The following is a 17,240-nucleotide window of genomic DNA, read 5'->3' as shown; positions in this document are numbered from 1 at the left end:
GGAAAAAACAAAAGCCGCGGCAGGTTTCCCTGGCGCGGCTGGTGCAACGGGACGCTGGCGAGGACTTTCGTCGGGGCCAACTACCCAGGGATTGCCCTGGACGTTGCTTAGTACAGCTTCTTGGGGAGCTGCATGCTGCGCACGCGCTTGTAGTGGCGCTTGACGGCGGCTGCCTTCTTGCGCTTGCGCTCGGCGGTCGGCTTTTCGTAGAACTCGCGGGCGCGCAGGTCGGTCAGCAGGCCGAGCTTTTCGATGGTGCGCTTGAAGCGACGCAGAGCGACGTCGAAGGGCTCGTTTTCTTTAACGCGGATGGTGGTCATTGATGAATCGTTGAACTGAAGTTGGCTCGGGGAGATCGAGGCCCAAAGCCGGGGTTCCTCAACTGAAAATCTTTTGCGGCCGTTGAGGGGAGGCCAGAAGTTAGCCCGAGATTATAGCGCGGTTGCGCACGCATGGGCGCTTGCCCAGGCCCATTGGAAGTTGTATCCGCCCAACCAACCCGTCACATCGACCACTTCGCCGATGAAATACAGGCCCGGCTGCTTCGATTCCATCGTCTGGGACGACAGATCGCGGGTGTCGACGCCCCCGGCCGTGACTTCGGCTTTCTTGTAGCCCTCGGTGCCGCTCGGGGTGATCTGCCAGCGGGCGATGCGCTCCGAAAGCTGCGCCAGCGCCTTGTCGGCGGCCTCGTTGACGGGGCGCTGCAGCGCCGGGTCCTGCCCGACCCAGGCGTCCGCCAGCCGGGAGGGCACCAGCGTGGCCAGCTCGTTGGCGATGCGTTTCTTCGAGCGCAGCTTGGCTTCGCCCAGCGCCTCGGCCACGTCCGTGCCGGGCGCGAAATCGATGGTGAGCGGGGCGCCGGGCTTCCAGTAGCTCGAAATCTGCAGCACCGCCGGGCCCGAGAGGCCGCGGTGGGTGAACAGCAGGTCTTCGAGAAACGCCATCTTTTCCTTCTTGGCCCCGGTTTCGATCCGCACCGGCAGCGCCAGCCCGGCCAGTTCGGCATACGGCGCCCAGCCTTCGCCACCGAAGGTCAGCGGCACGAGGGCCGGGCGGGGCGTGACCATGCGCAGGCCGAACTGTTCGGCAATGCGGTAGCCGAAGTCGCTGGCGCCGATCTGGGGGATCGACAGGCCGCCGGTCGCGACCACCAGCTTCGGTGTCTCGATGACACCCCGATCGCTATCAATTCGATAGCTTCCGGCGCCTGCTGCATCAGCAGGTGCCGGAGAAAAAGCAATGTTCCCCAGCTTGCACGGCTGCCACCGCGTCACCCCGCCGGCCTCGCATTCCGTCAGCAGCATGTCCACGATCTGCTGCGAGGAGCCGTCGCAAAAAAGCTGCCCCTTGTGCTTCTCGTGAAAGGCGATGCCGTGCTTCTGCACCAGCTCGATGAACTGCTGCGGCGCATAACGCGACAGGGCAGAGCGGCAGAAATTCGGGTTGTCGCCGATGAAGTGGCGCTGGGGCGCGCGCACGTCGAGGTCGCGGTTGGTGAAGTTCGCCCGCCCGCCGCCCGAGATGCGGATCTTCTCGCCGACCTTCTCGCTGTGGTCGACCAGCAGCACCTTGAGCCCGCGCTGGCCCGCCACACCGGCGCAGAACAGCCCGGCCGCACCGGCGCCGACCACGACGACATCGAATTGAAAAGGAGCGCTCAAGACGGTCAGGGTCCATCCGCCGCCAGGATCGGCGGCGCGTTGTATTTGAGGTGCCCGATGTAGCGCAGCGGCTGCGTCGCGGCGATGGAGGGCACGTCGCCCTCGCGCATGTGCAGCAGGTCGGCCGGGCTCACCCAGCGCGGATCGGCCGCGGTGATCGGCAGGCCCGCCTGGCGGTAGGCCTCCAGCACGAACTGCGAGCAGAAGAACTGGTCGTCGCGGCTCGCGCCCAGCTGCACCATGGCCATGCCGCTGATGCAGAAATTGCTGACCGACGAAGGAATCAGCGGCAGTTCGCAGAGGCGCCGGTTCAGCACGAAGGGCGCGTTCAGCAGCACGCCGGTCGTGTTGTAGCGGGTGCCGACCTGCGAATTGGCCCAGGTGCGCAGCTTGGCGACGCCCGCTGCATCGAGGCCCGGCACGCGAAAGGCCACCACCATCTGTTCCTCGGCCACCACGTCGGCCAGCGGCCGCGCGCGCACGCCGGTGCCCACGGCCTCGGCGATCAGCCCGTCGCCCAGGTACAGCAGCGCATGGCTCACCGGCGAGAAGGTGCCCAGCCGGATGCCGAAGGAATTGACCGTGGCGATCGAGCTCAGCAGGATGTCGCCGGGCTCCAGCGCGCTGGCGGTGATGAGCTCGCCGCCGTTGCCCGGCGCGATGACCGAGCTCTGTACCCTGAGGCGCAGGCCCGAGTTCTTGGAGGGCAGGTCGACCCGGGTGGCGCAGGCCGAAAGCAGCAGCGCAGCACCCGCCACGGCCACGAGCGCGGCGGCGCGAAGAGCGGCGCGCATCATCCTTTCCAGACGAACGGGAACTTCAACTGCTTGAAGAAGCCGTTGGGCACGTAGTCGCCCAGCACGCCGTACTTCTCGGGCCAGAGCTTGGTGCTCTTGACCGCGGTGCCGAAGAGGTAGTCGAGGAAGGCGTAGTGCGCCGCGTAATTCTTGTCGAGCGCCTCGATGTCCTGGCTGTGGTGCCAGTGGTGGAAGTTGGGCGTCACGATGATGTAGCGCAGCGGGCCGAGCCGCACGCTCACGTTGCAGTGGTTGAACACCGCCTGGAAGCCGACCACCACGATGTACGCATCGATCACTTCCTTGCTGAAGCCCAGCACGTAGATCGGCGCGAGCACCAGCGTGCGCGTGATCAGCAGTTCGAGGATGTGCTGGCGCGAGCCGGCCATCCAGTCCATGCTCTTCACGCTGTGGTGCACCGCGTGCAGGCGCCAGAGCACCGGCACCTCGTGGTAGGCACGGTGGGTCCAGTACTGCACCAGGTCGGCCACCAGAATGATCAGCAGGATGCCCGCCCAGAACGGCAGGTTGCCCACCCAGCCGCGGATGCCGTCGTTGGCGGCCCAGCCGAAGAGCTTGTGCACCATCAGGTTGGTGGCCAGCAGCACGAAGCCCACGATCATGTGGTTCACCACGAAGTGGTGGAAGTCGGTCTGCCACTCTTCGCGGAACACGGGTTGGTCCTTGCGCAGCGCGAACAGCTTCTCGATGAAGATGAAGATCAGCGACGAACCCAGCAGGTCGAGGATGAACCAGTCCAGGCCGATGTACGGCGTGTTGTCCGCGAAGTCGTGCACCGGCACCTTGTGCCCGCCGAGCAGCGCCGAGGCCACCACCAGCAGGAACGCGGCCGACGACAGCCAGCGCGAACGGTTGAAGATGATGTTGACCAGCGAGAGCCCGCCCGAGATGACCAGCGCCGCGAGCAGGATGTAGCGCATCAGGTCGACGTTGTAGCTCTTGCGCAGCTCGGGCGTGGTGAGGTACTGCGGAAAGTGGAAGGCCAGCACGCCGAGGAAGCACAGGATGCCCAGGCTCAGGGCGATGGTTCCGGTGACGAGGCCGCGACCGCGCTGCAGCTCGCCGTGGCTCCCCGTGAAATCGTTCAGTTTGTCGAGCATGTCCGCCTCTCTCTCGCTTGCGCTTTGTTGGAGCGCGATTTTAGGCGGCCGCAGGAAAACACTCACATAGGCCGAATGGCGCGTCGGCGCAGCAGCGAGGCCGCGCCCAGCGCCACCCCCATGACCAGCAGCGAGACCACGGTGGTCACCGTTCCCAATGCATAGATCGACGGCGTGGTGACCGTCGAGGTCAGCCCCTGCAGCTCGAGCGGCAACGTGTTGACGTCGCCGATGGCCTGCGAGGTGCGGGCGATCTCGTCCCACGAGAGCGTGAAGCCGAACATGCCGATGCCCACGACCGACGGGCCGATCAGCGGCAGCACCACGAAGCGGAAGGCCTGCCACGGCGTGGCGCCGAGGTCGCGCGCGGCCTCTTCATACGCCGGGTTGAAGCGGTTGAACACCGCAAACATGATGAGCAGGCCGAAAGGCAGGGTCCACGTCAGGTGCGCGCCGAGGGCCGAGCTGAAGAGGCCGAGCGCGGTGCCGTAGCCTTCGAGCAGCGTGGTGGCGCCCATCGCAGTGAGCACGCCCTTGATGCCGGTGTCCAGCAGCCGGAACTGCAGACCGATGCCGAGCGAAATGATGATCGACGGCATGATCAGGCTCGCCACCGTCACGAAGAAGAGCGCGTTGCCGCCCTTGAGCTTCTTGCGGAATGCGAGCCCGGCCAACACCGACAGCACCACGGTGAAGGCCATCACCACGGCGCCCAGCGCCAGCGAGCGCCTGAAGGCCGCGCCGATGTCGACAGTGCCCAGCCCCTCGGCCAGCTTGTAGAACCAGTGCAGGGAGACACCGCGCAGCGGAAAGGTCAGGCCGCCCTCGGGGCCCTGGAAACTCAGCACGAAGATCGTGATCATCGGGCCGTAGAGGAACAGCACGAACAGGGCGAACACGATCGCCAGGGGCCAGAAGCCGGGGGCGCGCCGCGCGCTGATGGGCGTCTGCATGGTCAGAGTTCCTTGCGAATATCTACGAGCCGGGTCAGCCCCCAGATGATCATCAGCACCACCGCCAGCAGGATCATCGCGTTGGCCGCGGCCAGCGGAAACTGCAGGTGCGAGGTCTGCACCTGGATGATCTTGCCGATCGACGCAATCTGCTGGCCACCCATCACGCCGATGGTCACGAAGTCGCCCATCACGATGGTGATGACGAAGATCGAGCCGATCAGGATGCCGGTGCGCGACAGCGGCACCACCACGTTCCAGAGCGTCTGCCAGTCCGAGGCGCCCGCGTCGCTGGCCGCTTCGAGCAGCGACCGGTCGATGCGCATCATGCTGTTGAAGATCGGCACGATCATGAACATCGTGTAGAGATGCACGAAGGCCAGCACCACCGAGAAATCGGAGAACAGCAGCCACTCGACCGGCTGGTTCACCAGGCCCGCACCCATCAGCGCCTGGTTGACCAGGCCGTTCCGCCCCAGGAGCGGCACCCACGAGATCATGCGGATCACGTTCGATGTCCAGAAGGGCACGGTGCACAGCACGAACAGCACCGTCTGCATGGTCGAGGAGCGCACATGGAACGCGAGGAAGTACGCGACCGAAAAACCGACGAGCAGCGTGATGCCCCACACCAGCACGCAGAACTTGAAGGTGCTCAGGTACGTGTTGAGCGTGACGCACAGGTCGCCGTTGTCGGTGAGGTGCGAGCAGCCTTCGAACAGGCTGAGGTAGTTGCGCAGCGTGACCGCGGGGATCAGCTCGTACTCGTTGAAATTCCACAGGCTGACCATCGCGACCAGCGCCAGCGGAATCAAAAAGAACAAAAGAAACACCAGCGCGAACGGCGCGGCCTGCCACCACGCCTTCACGGTGTGGAGCGGGTCGGCGGCGACGGATGCGCGGGTGGCGGGAGCGCTCACAGGATCGAGGGGGCGGTCAGGCGGCGACGAATTCGTTCCACTTGCGGACCATGTACTCGTTCTCGTCCATCACCGCGTTCCAGCACGCGATGCCGCCCATGCGCTGCTCGTAGCTGCCGCCGTCGCGCACCGCACCGGCCTTGGCGATCACGTCGCCCTGCGGGCTCTTGATGTCCTGCGCGGCGGGCTTGCCTTCCATCCAGTAGGCCCACTCGTAGGCTTCCATCTTGGTCTTGGCGGTGTCGAGCACGGCGCTGTAGTAGCCCTGGCGGTTGAGGTACGCGCCGGCCCATCCGTCCAGGAACCAGTTGATGAACTCGTAGGCACCGTCGAGCTTCTTGCCCGAGAGCGTGGCCGGCAGGCCGAAGCCCGAGGCCCAGGCGCGGTAGCCTTCCTTGAGGGGCTGGAAGGTGCAGTCGATGCCCTTGCCGCGCACGGCCGTGACGGCAGGCGACCACATCGACTGGATCACCACTTCGCCCGACGCCATGAGGTTGACCGACTCGTTGAAGTCCTTCCACAGCGCGCGGAACTGGCCGGCCTTCTTGGCCTCGATCAGGGTCTTGATCGTCAGGTCGATCTCGGCCTTGGTCATGTTGCCCTTGTCGGCGTACTTGTGGATGCCCTTGGCCTCCACCACCATCGCGGCGTCCATGATGCCGATCGACGGAATGTTCAGGATCGCGGCCTTGCCCTTGAACTCGGGGTTCAGCAGCTCAGCCCACGAGCCGATCGGGCGCCTGATCAGGTCGGGGCGAATGCCCAGCGTGTCGGCGTTGTAGGTGGTCGGAATCAGCGACATGAACTGCGTCGGCGACTTGGCGAACGCCTTGCTCTTCTCGCCCTCGAGATAGATCACCTTGATGGGCGCCGTGCCCTGGTCGCCGACCTTCTTGCCGGCCACCTCGCCCTTGGTGAAGAGCGAGGTGATCTTGGCGGCGTTCTTCACGCGCTTGGTGTCGATGCCCTTGAGGTTGCCGGTAGGCACGATCTTCTTGAGCGAGAAGAACTCGGTGTCGATCAGGTCGAAGCTGTTGGGCGCGGTCACGGCGCGCTTGGTCACGTCGTCGGTGGTCACGGCCACGTACTGGATCTCGATGCCGGTGTCGGCCTTGAACTTCTCGGCGATGGCCTTGTCCTGGTTCACCGCGGTGCCCAGGTAGCGCAGCACGATCTTTTCCTGTGCGTGCACGAAGGGCGCGATGCCCGTGGCCAGGATGCCGGCGGTGCCTTGCAGCAGGGTGCGGCGCTTGACGCCGGTGGACGAGTCGATGGGGTCGGTCATGGCAGAGTCTCCGTAGAAAGAAGTGGTGGGCGAAGGGGAAGCGGGAAAAGAAAAGGTCAGGGGGCCACGGCGAGTGCGCGCGCATCGGCCTCGGCCCACGACAGGCGAACCGTCTCGCCCTGCGCATAAGGGCTCGCGAGAAACGCGGCTTCGCCCAGCAGCACCGACACGTTCCGGCGCTCCGGCGCGGCGGCTTCCAGTGCCAGGCCGAGCAGCACGTAGGTGCCCTGGTACTCGACGTCGGTGACCGCCGCGGCAAGGCCGTTGGTGTCAGGGCCCGGCGCGATTCGCATGTGGTCGTTGCGCACCGCGATCGGCCCGGCGGGCGTGTCGATCACGTTGTGGCCGCCCATGAAGCGCGCCACGAATTCGTTGACGGGGTGGTTGTAGATCTCGTGCGGCGAGCCGACCTGCTCGATCACGCCGTGGTTCATCACCACCATCGTGTCGGCCAGCGCCATGGCTTCTTCCTGCGAGTGCGTGACGTGCACGAAGGTCAGGCCCAGCTCCTTCTGCCAGCGCCGCAGCTCCGCGCGCATCTGGATGCGCAGGAACGGGTCGAGCGCCGAGAGCGGTTCGTCCAGCAACAGCACGCGCGGCTCGGTGATGAGCGCGCGCGCCAGCGCCACGCGCTGCTGCTGGCCGCCGGAGAGTTCGCCGGGCTTGCGCTCGGCCAGGTGGCCCATGGCGACGCGCGCCAGCAGGTCGCGCGCACGCTTCTGGCGCTCGGCCTTGCCGACGCCTTTCATCTTGAGGCTGAAGGCCACGTTGTCGGTGGCCGACAGGTGCGGGAACAGCGCGAAGCTCTGGAACATCATCGCCGTGCCGCGCGCGGCCGCCGGCAGGTTGGTGATGTTGCGGTTGTCCAGCAGGATGTCGCCGCTGGTGACCGACTCGTGGCCCGCGATCATGCGCAGCGTGGTGCTCTTGCCGCAGCCCGAGGGGCCCAGCAGGCAGCAATAACTGCCGCTGGCGATGCGCAGGTCGATCGCGTCGACGGCGGCCGGCGTGCCGGGGGCGTAGCGCTTGCTGAGCGCGACGATCTCGACCGCGGCGGGCGGAAGCGGGGCGACGGCGTTCATTGCCGGGCGAAAAACGGGCTGGAGACGGGCATGCACGGTCTAAGCACGCTCCATGCCACATGTGCCCCGGAACGGGGCGGCCTGCGGTGCGCCGTGTCAGGGCGCCGCGTGGGTCACGTGCCCGGGCGCCCGATCATCTTCGGCGTGATGAACACCAGCATCTCCACCTTGTTCACCACGCGCTCGCGCGAGCGGAACAGCGCACCCAGGTAGGGCACCTCGCCCAGCACCGGCACGCGCGACTCGTCGTTGGTCTCGGTCAGCTCGAAGATGCCGCCGATCACCACGGTGCCGCCGTTGTCGATCAGCACCTCGGTCTGCACATGCTTGGTGTTGATCGCCGGGCCGGCCGAGGTGGTGACGCCGCGCGCGTCCTTGCTCACGTCCAGCGTGAGGATGATGTTGCCTTCCGGCGTGATCTGCGGCGTCACCTCCAGCTTCAGCACCGCCTTGCGGAACGAGATGGAGGTCGCGCCGCTCGACGTGGCTTGCTGGTAGGGAATTTCCTCGCCCTGTTCGATCAGCGCCTTGGTCTGGTCCGCCGTCACCACCCGCGGGCTCGACACCAGCCGGCCCTTGCCCTCGGCCTCCAGCGCCGAGATCTCCAGGTTCAGCATGCGCGTGAAGCTCGAGTTGAAGAGCGACAGCGAGAACGCCCCCGCGCTGTTGCCCGTGCCGCCCGCATCGCCGGCCGGCAGGTTCACGAAGTTGCTGTTGGTGAATGAGGTGAAGGCGTTGTCGGTGCCCGTGGGGCTGGTGCCGAAGGAGGCGTTCTTGCCGGTGACCCCGCCGCCCAGCTTCACGCCGAGCGACTTGCCGAAGGTGTCCGAGGCCTCGACGATGCGCGCCTCGATCAGCACCTGCCGCACCGGCACGTCGAGTTTGCGGATGAGCTCGCTCACCTCGGCCAGGCGAGCCGGTGTGTCGGTGACGAAGAGCTGGTTCGTGCGCACCTCCGCGATCGCGCTGCCGCGCGTGCTCAGGAGGCGCGTGGCCGTGGCGCCGCCACCGCTGCTTCCGCTCCCGGTGCCCGTCAGGCTCTGGACCACCGTCGCCGCCTTGGCGTAGTTGAGCTGGAACGACTGCGTGCGCAGCGCCACCAGGTTCTCGACGGTGGCCTGCGCCTCCAGCTCGATCTTTTCCTTGGCGTTGATTTCGTCCTTCGGCGCGATCCAGAGGATGCTGCCGTTCTTGCGCAGCCCCAGGTTCTTCGCCTGCAGGATGACTTCGAGCGCCTGGTCCCACGGCACGTCCTTGAGCCGCAGCGTGAGGGCGCCCGAGACCGTGTCGGAGGTCACCACGTTGAAGCCGGTGAAATCCGCGATCACCTGCAGCAGCGCGCGCACGTCGACGTTCTGGAAATTGAGCGTGAGCTTCTCGCCGGTGTAGCCGGTGCCCTGCGTGAGCTTGGCCGGATCGGTCTTGCGCGGGCGCACCTCGATGACGAACTGGTCGTCCGCCTGGTAGGCGCTCTGCTCCCAGTCGCCGTGCGCGGTGATCGACAGGCGCACCCGGTCGCCGAGCTGCTGCGCGCTCACCGTGTCGACGGCCGTGCCGAAGTCGGAAACATCCAGACGTCGTCGCAGCCCTTCCGGGAGCGAGGCCCGCATGAATTCGGCCACCAGCGTCGCGCCTTCGCGCCGCACATCCACGCCGAGCTGGCTGCTGCCCATAGCGATGAGCACGCGCCCGGCGCCATCGCCGCCGCGGCGGAAATCGATGTCCTGCAGCGGCGTCACCTGCCGCTGCCTGCCTTCGGCGAACTCGGCATTGGCTGGCGTCTTCGATGCCTGGCCTGTTCCGGACTGCAGCGAGACCAGCAGCGACCGCCCCTGGATCTCGGCCTGGTAGGTCGCTGCGCGCTGCAGGTTCAGCACCACGCGCGAGCGTTCGCCGGCCTGCACGACGTTGGCGGTGCGCAGGTTGCCGGTGTTGAATTCGATGGCCGAGCGGCCGACCGCGCTGGTCACGCCCGGAAAGTCCAGCGCGATGCGTGCCGGCTCCTGCACGACGAAGCCGGTGGGCAGCGCGGCGAGCGGCTCCTTGAAGTCGATGCGCACCAGCTCCGTGCCGCCCCTCGCGGTGCTCGTGACGGCTTCGATGGCGTTCTGCGCGTGCGCGGCGATCGCGGCCAGCGAAAGAAGAATCGCAACACCGGTCCATCGTCGCGGTCGCAAGACGCTCGGCGAGCGCGGGCAAGTCTTCATGGGTTCTCTCCGTGTGAGGCGAGGCGCGAACGACACGCGCGCCCTGCCTGTGACGGATGGATGGTTTCGCCCAATCTGGGAGGAATCTTGCCGAAGCGCGACGGATCGCAACTTGTGTTGCACGGATGCAATGGGGCTCGGCACCGCCTCTTCGCCGTTTCTCCGATTTCTCCGAATTTGCAGGGAACCATCGCGGCTTCCGGATCCCCGTGGAGCGAGCGAATGATGGTGAGTCGATCGATGGTGGCGATGCTGGTCGGTGCGCTGGGCATCGCCTGCGCCGGCTCGGGCGTGAGCGCGAGCTACGCCATGGCGCACCGGGAGGCGATGCCCGTGGCGGTGCCCGCATTGCGCCCCGGCGCGCGTCCCTGGTGGTCGGCCTTCGGGAGCGAGACGCTGAACGCGTTGATCGCCGACGCCGGCCACGGCGCGGCTGCCAGCAGCGATCTCGATGCGCCCGCCGCGGAGATCGGCGTCTCGGCGGCTTATGTCGCGCTGGTCGTCCAGACGCTGCGCATGACCTACGTCGAGAGCGCGCTCACCGCGGTGCGCCGGCAGTCGCAGCTCGTCGCGGCCAGCCCGGCGCTGCACGACGACTTCGCCAAAGAGTTGAAGCGCCGCGAAGCGGGCGCGGCGGCGGCGATGAAGAAGATCGATGCGCAGCGTGAAGCGAACTTCGCCTTTCTCGTGGCGCGCTGCGGCCTGTCGCAAGAAGCGTTGAGCCAGGCGATCGCCGACGAGGTGGCGCAGCGCAGGCTGCCGCGTTTCGCGGCCTCGCTGCCGCAGGCCGTTCCCACGGTGCTGCTCGCGAACCGCGACGACATCCAGCTCGCGGCCTCGCTGTACGGCATCGAGCCTCAGGCGTTGCTCGGCGGCACCATCGATGCCGCCGAAGAGGCCGGCGAGGGCGATCCGTCAGCCGATGCGGATTTGCCTGGCGCGCCGCTTTTTCCACAGGTCGTGGCGCAAGGCCGCGCGGAGGTCGCCGAGGCCTTGCGCAGGCTGCAGGCATCGAACGAGGTGGCCGCCGATGCGAGCGGACGGGCGCGCCAGGCGAAAGACGAGTTCGAGCGTTCGAAGCTGCGGATGAGCCGCGGAGAAATGTCGGAAGTCCAGATGCTGGAAGACTTCCAGGGCCTGATGCTCGACCAGCAGCGCCTGGCCGCCGCCGACGGCGAACTGGCCATCGCCTGGATCGCGCTCGTCGCCAGCCTCGGGAGCCGGACGCCAGTGCTGCTGCGCGGGAGCCCTGCGCCGGACGCCGCCGCCTTGCGCGCGCGGCCCGGGTTGGTCGGAAGCTTTTGAGGACTAGGTGCCGAAGCGATCCGCGCCCACAGGCAGCGCTGCCGCGGCCAGTCCGCGCAGCACGTCGCCCACCACGATCACCGCGGGGCTAGCGAGCCCGGCTTCGGCGATGCGCGCCTGCAGCCCGTCGAGCGTGGTCGCGATGTGGCGCTGGTGCGGCAGGCTCGCGTGCTGCACCACGGCCACGGGCGTGTCGCCGGGCAGGCCGTGCAGCAGCTCGCGCTCGATGTGGCGGGCGCCCGCCACGCCCATGTAGATCACCAGCGTGAGGCGCGCGTTGTGCGCCATCGCGGCGAGCGCGCGCCAGTCGGTCGGATCTTCCTGCGCACCCGCGCCGGTCTTGGCATGGCCGGTGACGAACACCACGCCCTGTGCATGGTCGCGGTGGGTGAGCGGCACGCCCAGCGAGGTCACGGCCGCGAGGCCGGCGGTGATGCCGTTGACCACCGCGCATTCGATGCCGGCTTCGCGCAGGTGCTCCATCTCTTCGCCGCCGCGGCCGAAGATGAACGGGTCGCCGCCCTTCAGGCGCACCACGGTCTCGCCTTCGCGCACCGCGGTGATCATGAGCCGCTCGATGAAAGCCTGCGGCGTGCTCTTGCAGCCGCCGCGCTTGCCCACGTGCACGATGCGCGCGCCGGGGCGGGCATAGGCCAGGACTTCGTCGCTCACGAGGTCGTCGACCAGCAGCACCGTGGCGGCCTGGATCGCCTTGACGGCCTTGACGGTCAGCAGTTCCGGATCGCCGGGGCCGGCGCCTACCAGCGTGCAGCGGCCGGTGATGAGATTGGATGCGTTCTTCATGCGTGGGATGCCAGTTGCTTGATATGCCCGACCTGTGCGGCGATGGCTTCGGGCACGGGAAGCTCGCCGTTCAATACGCGTCGCGTGTAGTCGGCCGTGGTGGCGACGTCGATTTCCTTGGGCAGCCCGGGCACCTCGGCCGCGGTGCCGCTGGCCTGCGCCTGCAGTTCAGTGCGCACGCCGCGCACGAAGCCGTCGATCTGCGCGGTGCGGCGCGGGTCGGAGACCACCTCGCCTTCGAGGCCGCGCGAGAGCAGGGCGGTGGTGCCCATCAGCTCGAAGGTCTCGGCCATGACGCGCGCATATTCGGGGTGGGTGTAGCTGGCCACCACCACCGCGGGGCCGGCCGTGGGCTGCATCAGCTTGACCACGCTGTGGCCCGGGTTGCGCAGGCCGACGACGCGGCGCACGTCGAGCAGGCGCTTGAGCGCGGGGTTCAGCAGCTCGGTCGCGGCGAAGCCCACGGTGCCGTTGGCGATGGGGCCGATGGCGGCCATGGGCGGCACATCGAGCGCGGCGAGCACGTTCGAGGCGAGCACGCGTGCCGTTTCGGTGGCGCTGCCGTGCACCAGCACCGGCAGGCCTTCGCGGGCCAGCAGCAGCGCCAGCAGCGGGGTGAGCACCGGGAGCTTGCGCGCGCCGTTGTAGCTGGGCAGCACGATGAGCGGGCGGTCACCGGCGGGAATATGGTGCAGCCGCGCATGCGTGGCGTCGAGGAAACCGGCCATCTCCTCGGGCGTCTCGCCCTTGATGCGCATCGCGAGGCAGAAGCCGCCGATCTCCAGGTCGGTGACGGTGCCGTCCAGCACCTGGCTGAACAGGTCGGTGGCCTGTTCGCGCGTGAGCGGCTTGGCGCCTCGCGCGCCGCGGCCGATTTCCTTGATGTATTGGCTGATTCCCATGGGTAGGCGGATTGTCCTGCAACGCTTATGCCGGAATGTGAGTCGGCTTATGCACCGGTTTTGCCCCTTCCCCCTTTGGGGGGAAGGTTGGGGTGGGGGCAGGCAGAGCGCGCGATGGATGCGCCGCTTGCCCCCACCCCAGCCCTCCCCCGGGAGGGGAGGGAGCAGGACGCGGGGTCATGGGGTCTCCGCCATCGCTTCGGCGGGCGTCATGCGGATCATGCGTTTGAGCTCCGGGATGCACGAGCCGCAGTTCGTGCCGCATTTCAGCGTTCCCTGCAGGGCAGCCAGCCGTTCGTCCGGCGTGCCGCCGCAGCGACCCAGCTCGGTCCGGATCGCCACATCGGTCACGTTGAAGCAGGTGCAGACCGGTTTCCCGCGCGATTGCACCGCCAGCGGCGCGCGGGCGCCGGGCGAGAGCAGCAGGCGGCCGTAGCTCTGCGCTGGCAGTTCTTCCCGCAGCAGCGTGGCGATCCAGGCCTCGGCGCTGGTGTCGCCCGCGAGCAGAAAGGCTTCGAGGGCAGCGCTCTGGTCGGGGCGGCGCACCAGCCGTGCCGCGCGGCGCTGGCCGCGCCGGCTGTCGGCGTAGCGCAGGGTGTCGGCGCTTTGCAGGCCGAGCAGGGCTTCGATCTGTGCCAGCAGCGCATCGGCCGGCGCATCGTGCGCCGCCGCGCGGAACAGCAGGCCGCTGCGTTCCGCACCTTCCGAGTCCTTGGTGCTGCCCGAGAACGGCACGCAGTTGGCGAACGGAAACATCGCCATCAGCGGCTGCAGCGCGCGATGCGCCGCCAGCACGTCGTCGGGCGGCAGCCAGCCCATCGCCAGCAGCGACCATGGCAACTCGGCCTTGAGGATCTTCACCGCCGTGTGCTTGAGCTCGGGCTGTTTCGAAGTGGGGCAGTAGGCGGGCGTGGTGAGCGCATTGATGCCGGCCAGCCGCGTGCCGGTCGAGGAGCAGCCGCTCAGGTACTCCTCGCCCCAGTGCATCGCGACGAAGGCCTGGCTCATGCCGATCTCGGCGCTGGCGCGCGCGGGCAGCAGGATCGAGCCGCGCTTCGATGTCAGGTGGACTAGGTCGCCTTCGCCGATCTGGCGCCGCGCCATGTCCTGCGGATTCATCTGCACCATGGGCTCGGCCACGTGGCCGAACAGGCGCGGGGCGGTGCCGGTGCGGCTCATGCCGTGCCACTGGTCGCGCAGGCGCCCGGTGTTGAGCGAGAAGGGGTAACGCGCCTCGCGGGCCTCGGCCACCGGCGTGTAGGGCGTGTCGACGAAACGGGCGCGGCCGTCGGGCGTGGGGAACACGCCGTCTTCGTACAGGCGCGCGCGGCCGGTGGTTTCGCCTTCCTTCAGGGGCCATTGCTGAGGGCCGAGGTCGTCGAGCATCGCGTAGCTCAGGCCGGTGATGTCCAGGTCGCGCCCGCGCGTGGTCTCGCGGTGTTCGTTCCAGACCGATTCGGCGGTGTCGTACGGAAAGAGCGCGCCCGTGCGGCCGAGCCGCAATTCGAGCCGGCGCGCGAAGTCGGTGGCAATCGACCAGTCGTGCCGCGTTTCCCCCGGCGCGGCGATGGCTGGGCGCACGCGCGAGATGCGGCGCTCGCTGTTGGTCACGCTGCCGTCCTTCTCGCCCCAGGTGGTGGCGGGCAGCAGCAGGTCGGCGAAGGCACAGGTGGCGGTGGTGGAGAAGGCCTCCTGCACCACCACGAACTCGGCGCGCTCCAGTGCGCGGCGCACCGTGGCCTGGTCGGGCATCGACTGGGCGGGGTTGGTGCAGGCGATCCACAGCGCGCGGATCTCGCCGTCGGCCGCGGCCTGGAACATCTCGACCGCGGTCTTGCCCGGCTTCTCCGGCACCGAGGGCACGCCCCAGAGCGCGGCCACCTCGGCGCGGTGCGCGGGGTTGGCCAGGTCGCGGTGCGCGCTCAGCAGGTTGGCGAGGCCGCCCACTTCGCGCCCGCCCATGGCATTGGGTTGGCCGGTGAGCGAGAACGGGCCGGCGCCCGGCTTGCCGATCTGGCCGGTGGCCAGGTGCAGGTTGATCAGCGCCGCGTTCTTCGCGGTGCCGCTGGACGACTGGTTCAGGCCCTGGCAATACAGGCTCAGCGTGGCGGGCGAGGTGGCGAACAACCGCGCGGCCGCGAGCAGGTCGTCCTTCGAAATGCCGCAGACCTGCGCCACCTTGTCGGGCGTGCATTCGCGCACCGTGGCCTTCAGCGCGTCGAAGCCGTTGGTGTGCTCGGCGATGTACTTCGCGTCGGTCCAGCCTTCCCACAGCATCAGATGCAGCATGCCGTTGAACAGCATCACATCGGTGCCGGGCTGGATCGGCAGGAACAGGTCGGCGATCTCGACCGTGTCGGTGCGGCGCGGATCGGCCACCACGATCTTGAGCGCCGGGTTCGCCGCCTTCGCGTCCTCGATGCGACGGAAAAGAATCGGGTGCGCCCACGCCGTGTTGCTGCCCACGATGAAGAGGCAGTCGGCGTGCTTCAGGTCGTCGTAGCAGGCCGGCGGGGCGTCGGCGCCCAGCGTCTGCTTGTAGCCGGCCACCGCGCTGCTCATGCACAGGCGGGAGTTGGTGTCGACGTTGTTGGTGCCGACCAGACCCTTGGCGAGCTTGTTGAAGACGTAGTAGTCCTCGGTGAGCAACTGGCCCGAGATGTAGAAGCCGACCGCATCGGGCCCGTGGTCCTGGATGACCTGTGCGAACTTGCCCGCGGCGTTGTCGAGCGCCGTGTTCCACGACACGGCCATGGGCGCTTCCCCGCGCACGATGCGCTGCATCGGCTGCAGGAGTCGCGCCTGCCGCGTCACCGGTGCGCTCGCCGTGAGGTGCAGCGTCGAGCCCTTGGTGCAGAGGCGCCCGAAGTTGGCCGGGTGGTCGGGGTCGCCGCGCACGCCGGTGATCTGCGCGCCGTCGGATTCGATGATCACGCCGCACCCGACGCCGCAATAGGGGCAGGTGGAGCGCGTCTCTTGCACCATGGGCGGCTCAGCTTTCTTCTGTGGAGAGGATCGCCATCGTGGCGAAGGGCCTGGGCCCCGCGACCGGGCGCTCCAGGTCGATGGCGTGCGTCGCGAGTTCGCCGGCGTCCAGGTGCACCACGCCGCCGTCCACCTTCACCGCGAACTTCGGCGTGCAGCCTTCATCGGGCGACTTGGCGCAGCCGTCATCCAGCCCGATGGTCCAGTTGTGCAGCGGACAGGCCACGCTGGTGCCGAACACGATGCCCTGGCTCAGCGGGCCGGCCTTGTGCGGGCAGCGGTCCAGCAGCGCGAAGACCTGGTCCTCGGCATTGCGGAACACGGCGACGTCCACACCGGCGGGCCGCGCCACGCGGCGGGCGCCGAGCACGGGGATGTCGTCGATGCGGCAGATGGCTTTCCATTCGCTCATGAGGGGCTCCTAGGTCTTGAGATCGGAGTACAGGCCCGTCACGCGGTCCATGATCGCGAGCAGGTTCTCGCTGGTCACGAACACATCGGACATCAGGGCGGGCGAGGCGCCGGCACCCTCCAGGCGCAGGAGCCCGCGGTTGAAGAACATCCACTGCGCATCGGCCAGCACCAGCTCCTGGCGGATCTGCTCGGTGGCTTCGGGTGCGCTGCGCAGGATTTCGAGCGCCGCGAGGAATTCGCCGCGCGACTTCGCGATCTCGGTCGCGCTGCCGGCCGCATCGATCTGCATTGCGCCGGCCAGGTAGAACTTGGCCATGCGCTGCGACAGCATGCGCTGGCGCCCCGCGATGTTGACCAGCCGGCCCACGGGCTTGCCCGAAGCGGCCTCGTATTGCGCGGTGCCCTGATTCGCGAGCCCGAGCACCGTGGCGTCGAGCTTCACGACCTTGGCGGCTTCTTCCTTGCTGGGCACGACGCCGGTCAGCTCGCGCTTGAAGTCGCCCCAGGCGCCGTCGAGCGCGTCATATGTGCCGCGGATCGTGGGGCTCGGCGCAAAGGCCTTGAGCTCGCCCAGTTGCTTCTCGAACAGCGCGATCGATTTGTCGAGCACCTGCTGCGCGTTGCGCATTTCCACCTTCTGCAGGAGGGCGAGGTAGGCCTTGCTCGCACGCTGCGACAGCATGCGCTGGCGGCCCGCCTTGTTGATGGCGTCATTGAGGTCGGCCACCTGCGCGCGGGCGCCGATGGCGGCCAACGCGGAGGACGCGACGAAGAGTCTTCTTCTCAATTTTTCTCCCTTGT

15 protein-coding genes are annotated in these 17,240 nt (G+C 67.9%); 1 reads left to right on the top strand and 14 read right to left on the bottom strand.

What is annotated here, in order from left to right:
* Window positions 1-107: 107 nt before the first annotated feature.
* From rpsU to pilQ, 9 genes are all read right to left on the bottom strand, one after another.
* Window positions 108-320, bottom strand: a complete 213-nt coding sequence (gene rpsU / locus GNX71_RS22010) for a 30S ribosomal protein S21 (RefSeq protein WP_007833691.1) — start codon at window positions 318-320, stop codon at window positions 108-110.
* 111 nt (window positions 321-431) lie between these two features.
* On the bottom strand, window positions 432-1,664 hold the full coding sequence (locus GNX71_RS22005; RefSeq protein ID WP_206174381.1) for an NAD(P)/FAD-dependent oxidoreductase: 1,233 nt from the start codon (window positions 1,662-1,664) through the stop codon (window positions 432-434).
* 5 nt (window positions 1,665-1,669) lie between these two features.
* Window positions 1,670-2,461: a YaeF family permuted papain-like enzyme gene (locus GNX71_RS22000; RefSeq protein WP_206174380.1), complete on the bottom strand. Its 792-nt coding sequence runs from the start codon at window positions 2,459-2,461 to the stop codon at window positions 1,670-1,672.
* On the bottom strand, window positions 2,458-3,582 hold the full coding sequence (locus GNX71_RS21995) for a sterol desaturase family protein (RefSeq protein WP_206174379.1): 1,125 nt from the start codon (window positions 3,580-3,582) through the stop codon (window positions 2,458-2,460). The genes GNX71_RS22000 and GNX71_RS21995 overlap by 4 nt, the downstream gene beginning before the upstream one ends.
* 62 nt (window positions 3,583-3,644) lie before the next feature.
* Window positions 3,645-4,535 (bottom strand): ABC transporter permease, encoded by an 891-nt coding sequence (locus GNX71_RS21990; protein WP_206174378.1) that lies wholly within the window; start codon window positions 4,533-4,535, stop codon window positions 3,645-3,647.
* 2 nt (window positions 4,536-4,537) lie between these two features.
* Window positions 4,538-5,455 (bottom strand): ABC transporter permease, encoded by a 918-nt coding sequence (locus tag GNX71_RS21985; protein WP_206174377.1) that lies wholly within the window; start codon window positions 5,453-5,455, stop codon window positions 4,538-4,540.
* Between the two features lie 16 nt (window positions 5,456-5,471).
* On the bottom strand, window positions 5,472-6,740 hold the full coding sequence (locus tag GNX71_RS21980; RefSeq protein WP_206174376.1) for an extracellular solute-binding protein: 1,269 nt from the start codon (window positions 6,738-6,740) through the stop codon (window positions 5,472-5,474).
* Window positions 6,741-6,796: 56 nt separating this feature from the next.
* The gene (locus tag GNX71_RS21975) at window positions 6,797-7,822 is read right to left on the bottom strand and encodes an ABC transporter ATP-binding protein (RefSeq protein ID WP_206174375.1); all 1,026 of its coding nucleotides are present in this window, start codon (window positions 7,820-7,822) and stop codon (window positions 6,797-6,799) included.
* A gap of 113 nt (window positions 7,823-7,935) precedes the next feature.
* Window positions 7,936-10,029, bottom strand: a complete 2,094-nt coding sequence (gene pilQ / locus GNX71_RS21970) for a type IV pilus secretin family protein (protein ID WP_206174374.1) — start codon at window positions 10,027-10,029, stop codon at window positions 7,936-7,938.
* 222 nt (window positions 10,030-10,251) lie between these two features.
* Between pilQ and GNX71_RS21965 the strand changes: the two genes are divergently transcribed.
* A complete protein-coding gene (locus GNX71_RS21965) occupies window positions 10,252-11,334 on the top strand; it encodes a hypothetical protein (RefSeq protein ID WP_206174373.1) in 1,083 nt (360 codons plus the stop codon).
* Window positions 11,335-11,337: 3 nt separating this feature from the next.
* Here the strand turns inward: GNX71_RS21965 and cobA are convergent, their stop codons facing one another.
* The 5 genes from cobA to GNX71_RS21940 form a co-directional block, all read right to left on the bottom strand.
* The gene (cobA, locus tag GNX71_RS21960) at window positions 11,338-12,138 is read right to left on the bottom strand and encodes a uroporphyrinogen-III C-methyltransferase (RefSeq protein ID WP_206174372.1); all 801 of its coding nucleotides are present in this window, start codon (window positions 12,136-12,138) and stop codon (window positions 11,338-11,340) included.
* Window positions 12,135-13,040, bottom strand: coding sequence for a DNA-binding protein YbiB (gene ybiB, locus GNX71_RS21955; protein WP_206174371.1), 906 nt, complete (start codon window positions 13,038-13,040; stop codon window positions 12,135-12,137). Before ybiB ends, cobA begins: the two co-directional genes overlap by 4 nt.
* A gap of 177 nt (window positions 13,041-13,217) precedes the next feature.
* Window positions 13,218-16,025 carry a nitrate reductase gene (locus tag GNX71_RS21950; RefSeq protein ID WP_241027016.1) on the bottom strand — a complete coding sequence of 936 codons (2,808 nt, stop codon included), beginning with the start codon at window positions 16,023-16,025 and terminating at the stop codon, window positions 13,218-13,220.
* 7 nt (window positions 16,026-16,032) lie between these two features.
* Window positions 16,033-16,437: a nitrite reductase small subunit NirD gene (nirD, locus tag GNX71_RS21945; RefSeq protein ID WP_206174370.1), complete on the bottom strand. Its 405-nt coding sequence runs from the start codon at window positions 16,435-16,437 to the stop codon at window positions 16,033-16,035.
* A gap of 9 nt (window positions 16,438-16,446) precedes the next feature.
* On the bottom strand, window positions 16,447-17,226 hold the full coding sequence (locus tag GNX71_RS21940) for a type IV pili methyl-accepting chemotaxis transducer N-terminal domain-containing protein (RefSeq protein WP_206174369.1): 780 nt from the start codon (window positions 17,224-17,226) through the stop codon (window positions 16,447-16,449).
* Between the last annotated feature and the right edge of the window lie 14 nt (window positions 17,227-17,240).

Origin of the sequence: Variovorax sp. RKNM96, assembly GCF_017161115.1 — a bacterium.
Lineage (GTDB): Bacteria > Pseudomonadota > Gammaproteobacteria > Burkholderiales > Burkholderiaceae_C > Variovorax.
Note: the sequence above shows the minus strand (reverse complement) of the source record. Positions and strands in the feature narration are given on the sequence as shown.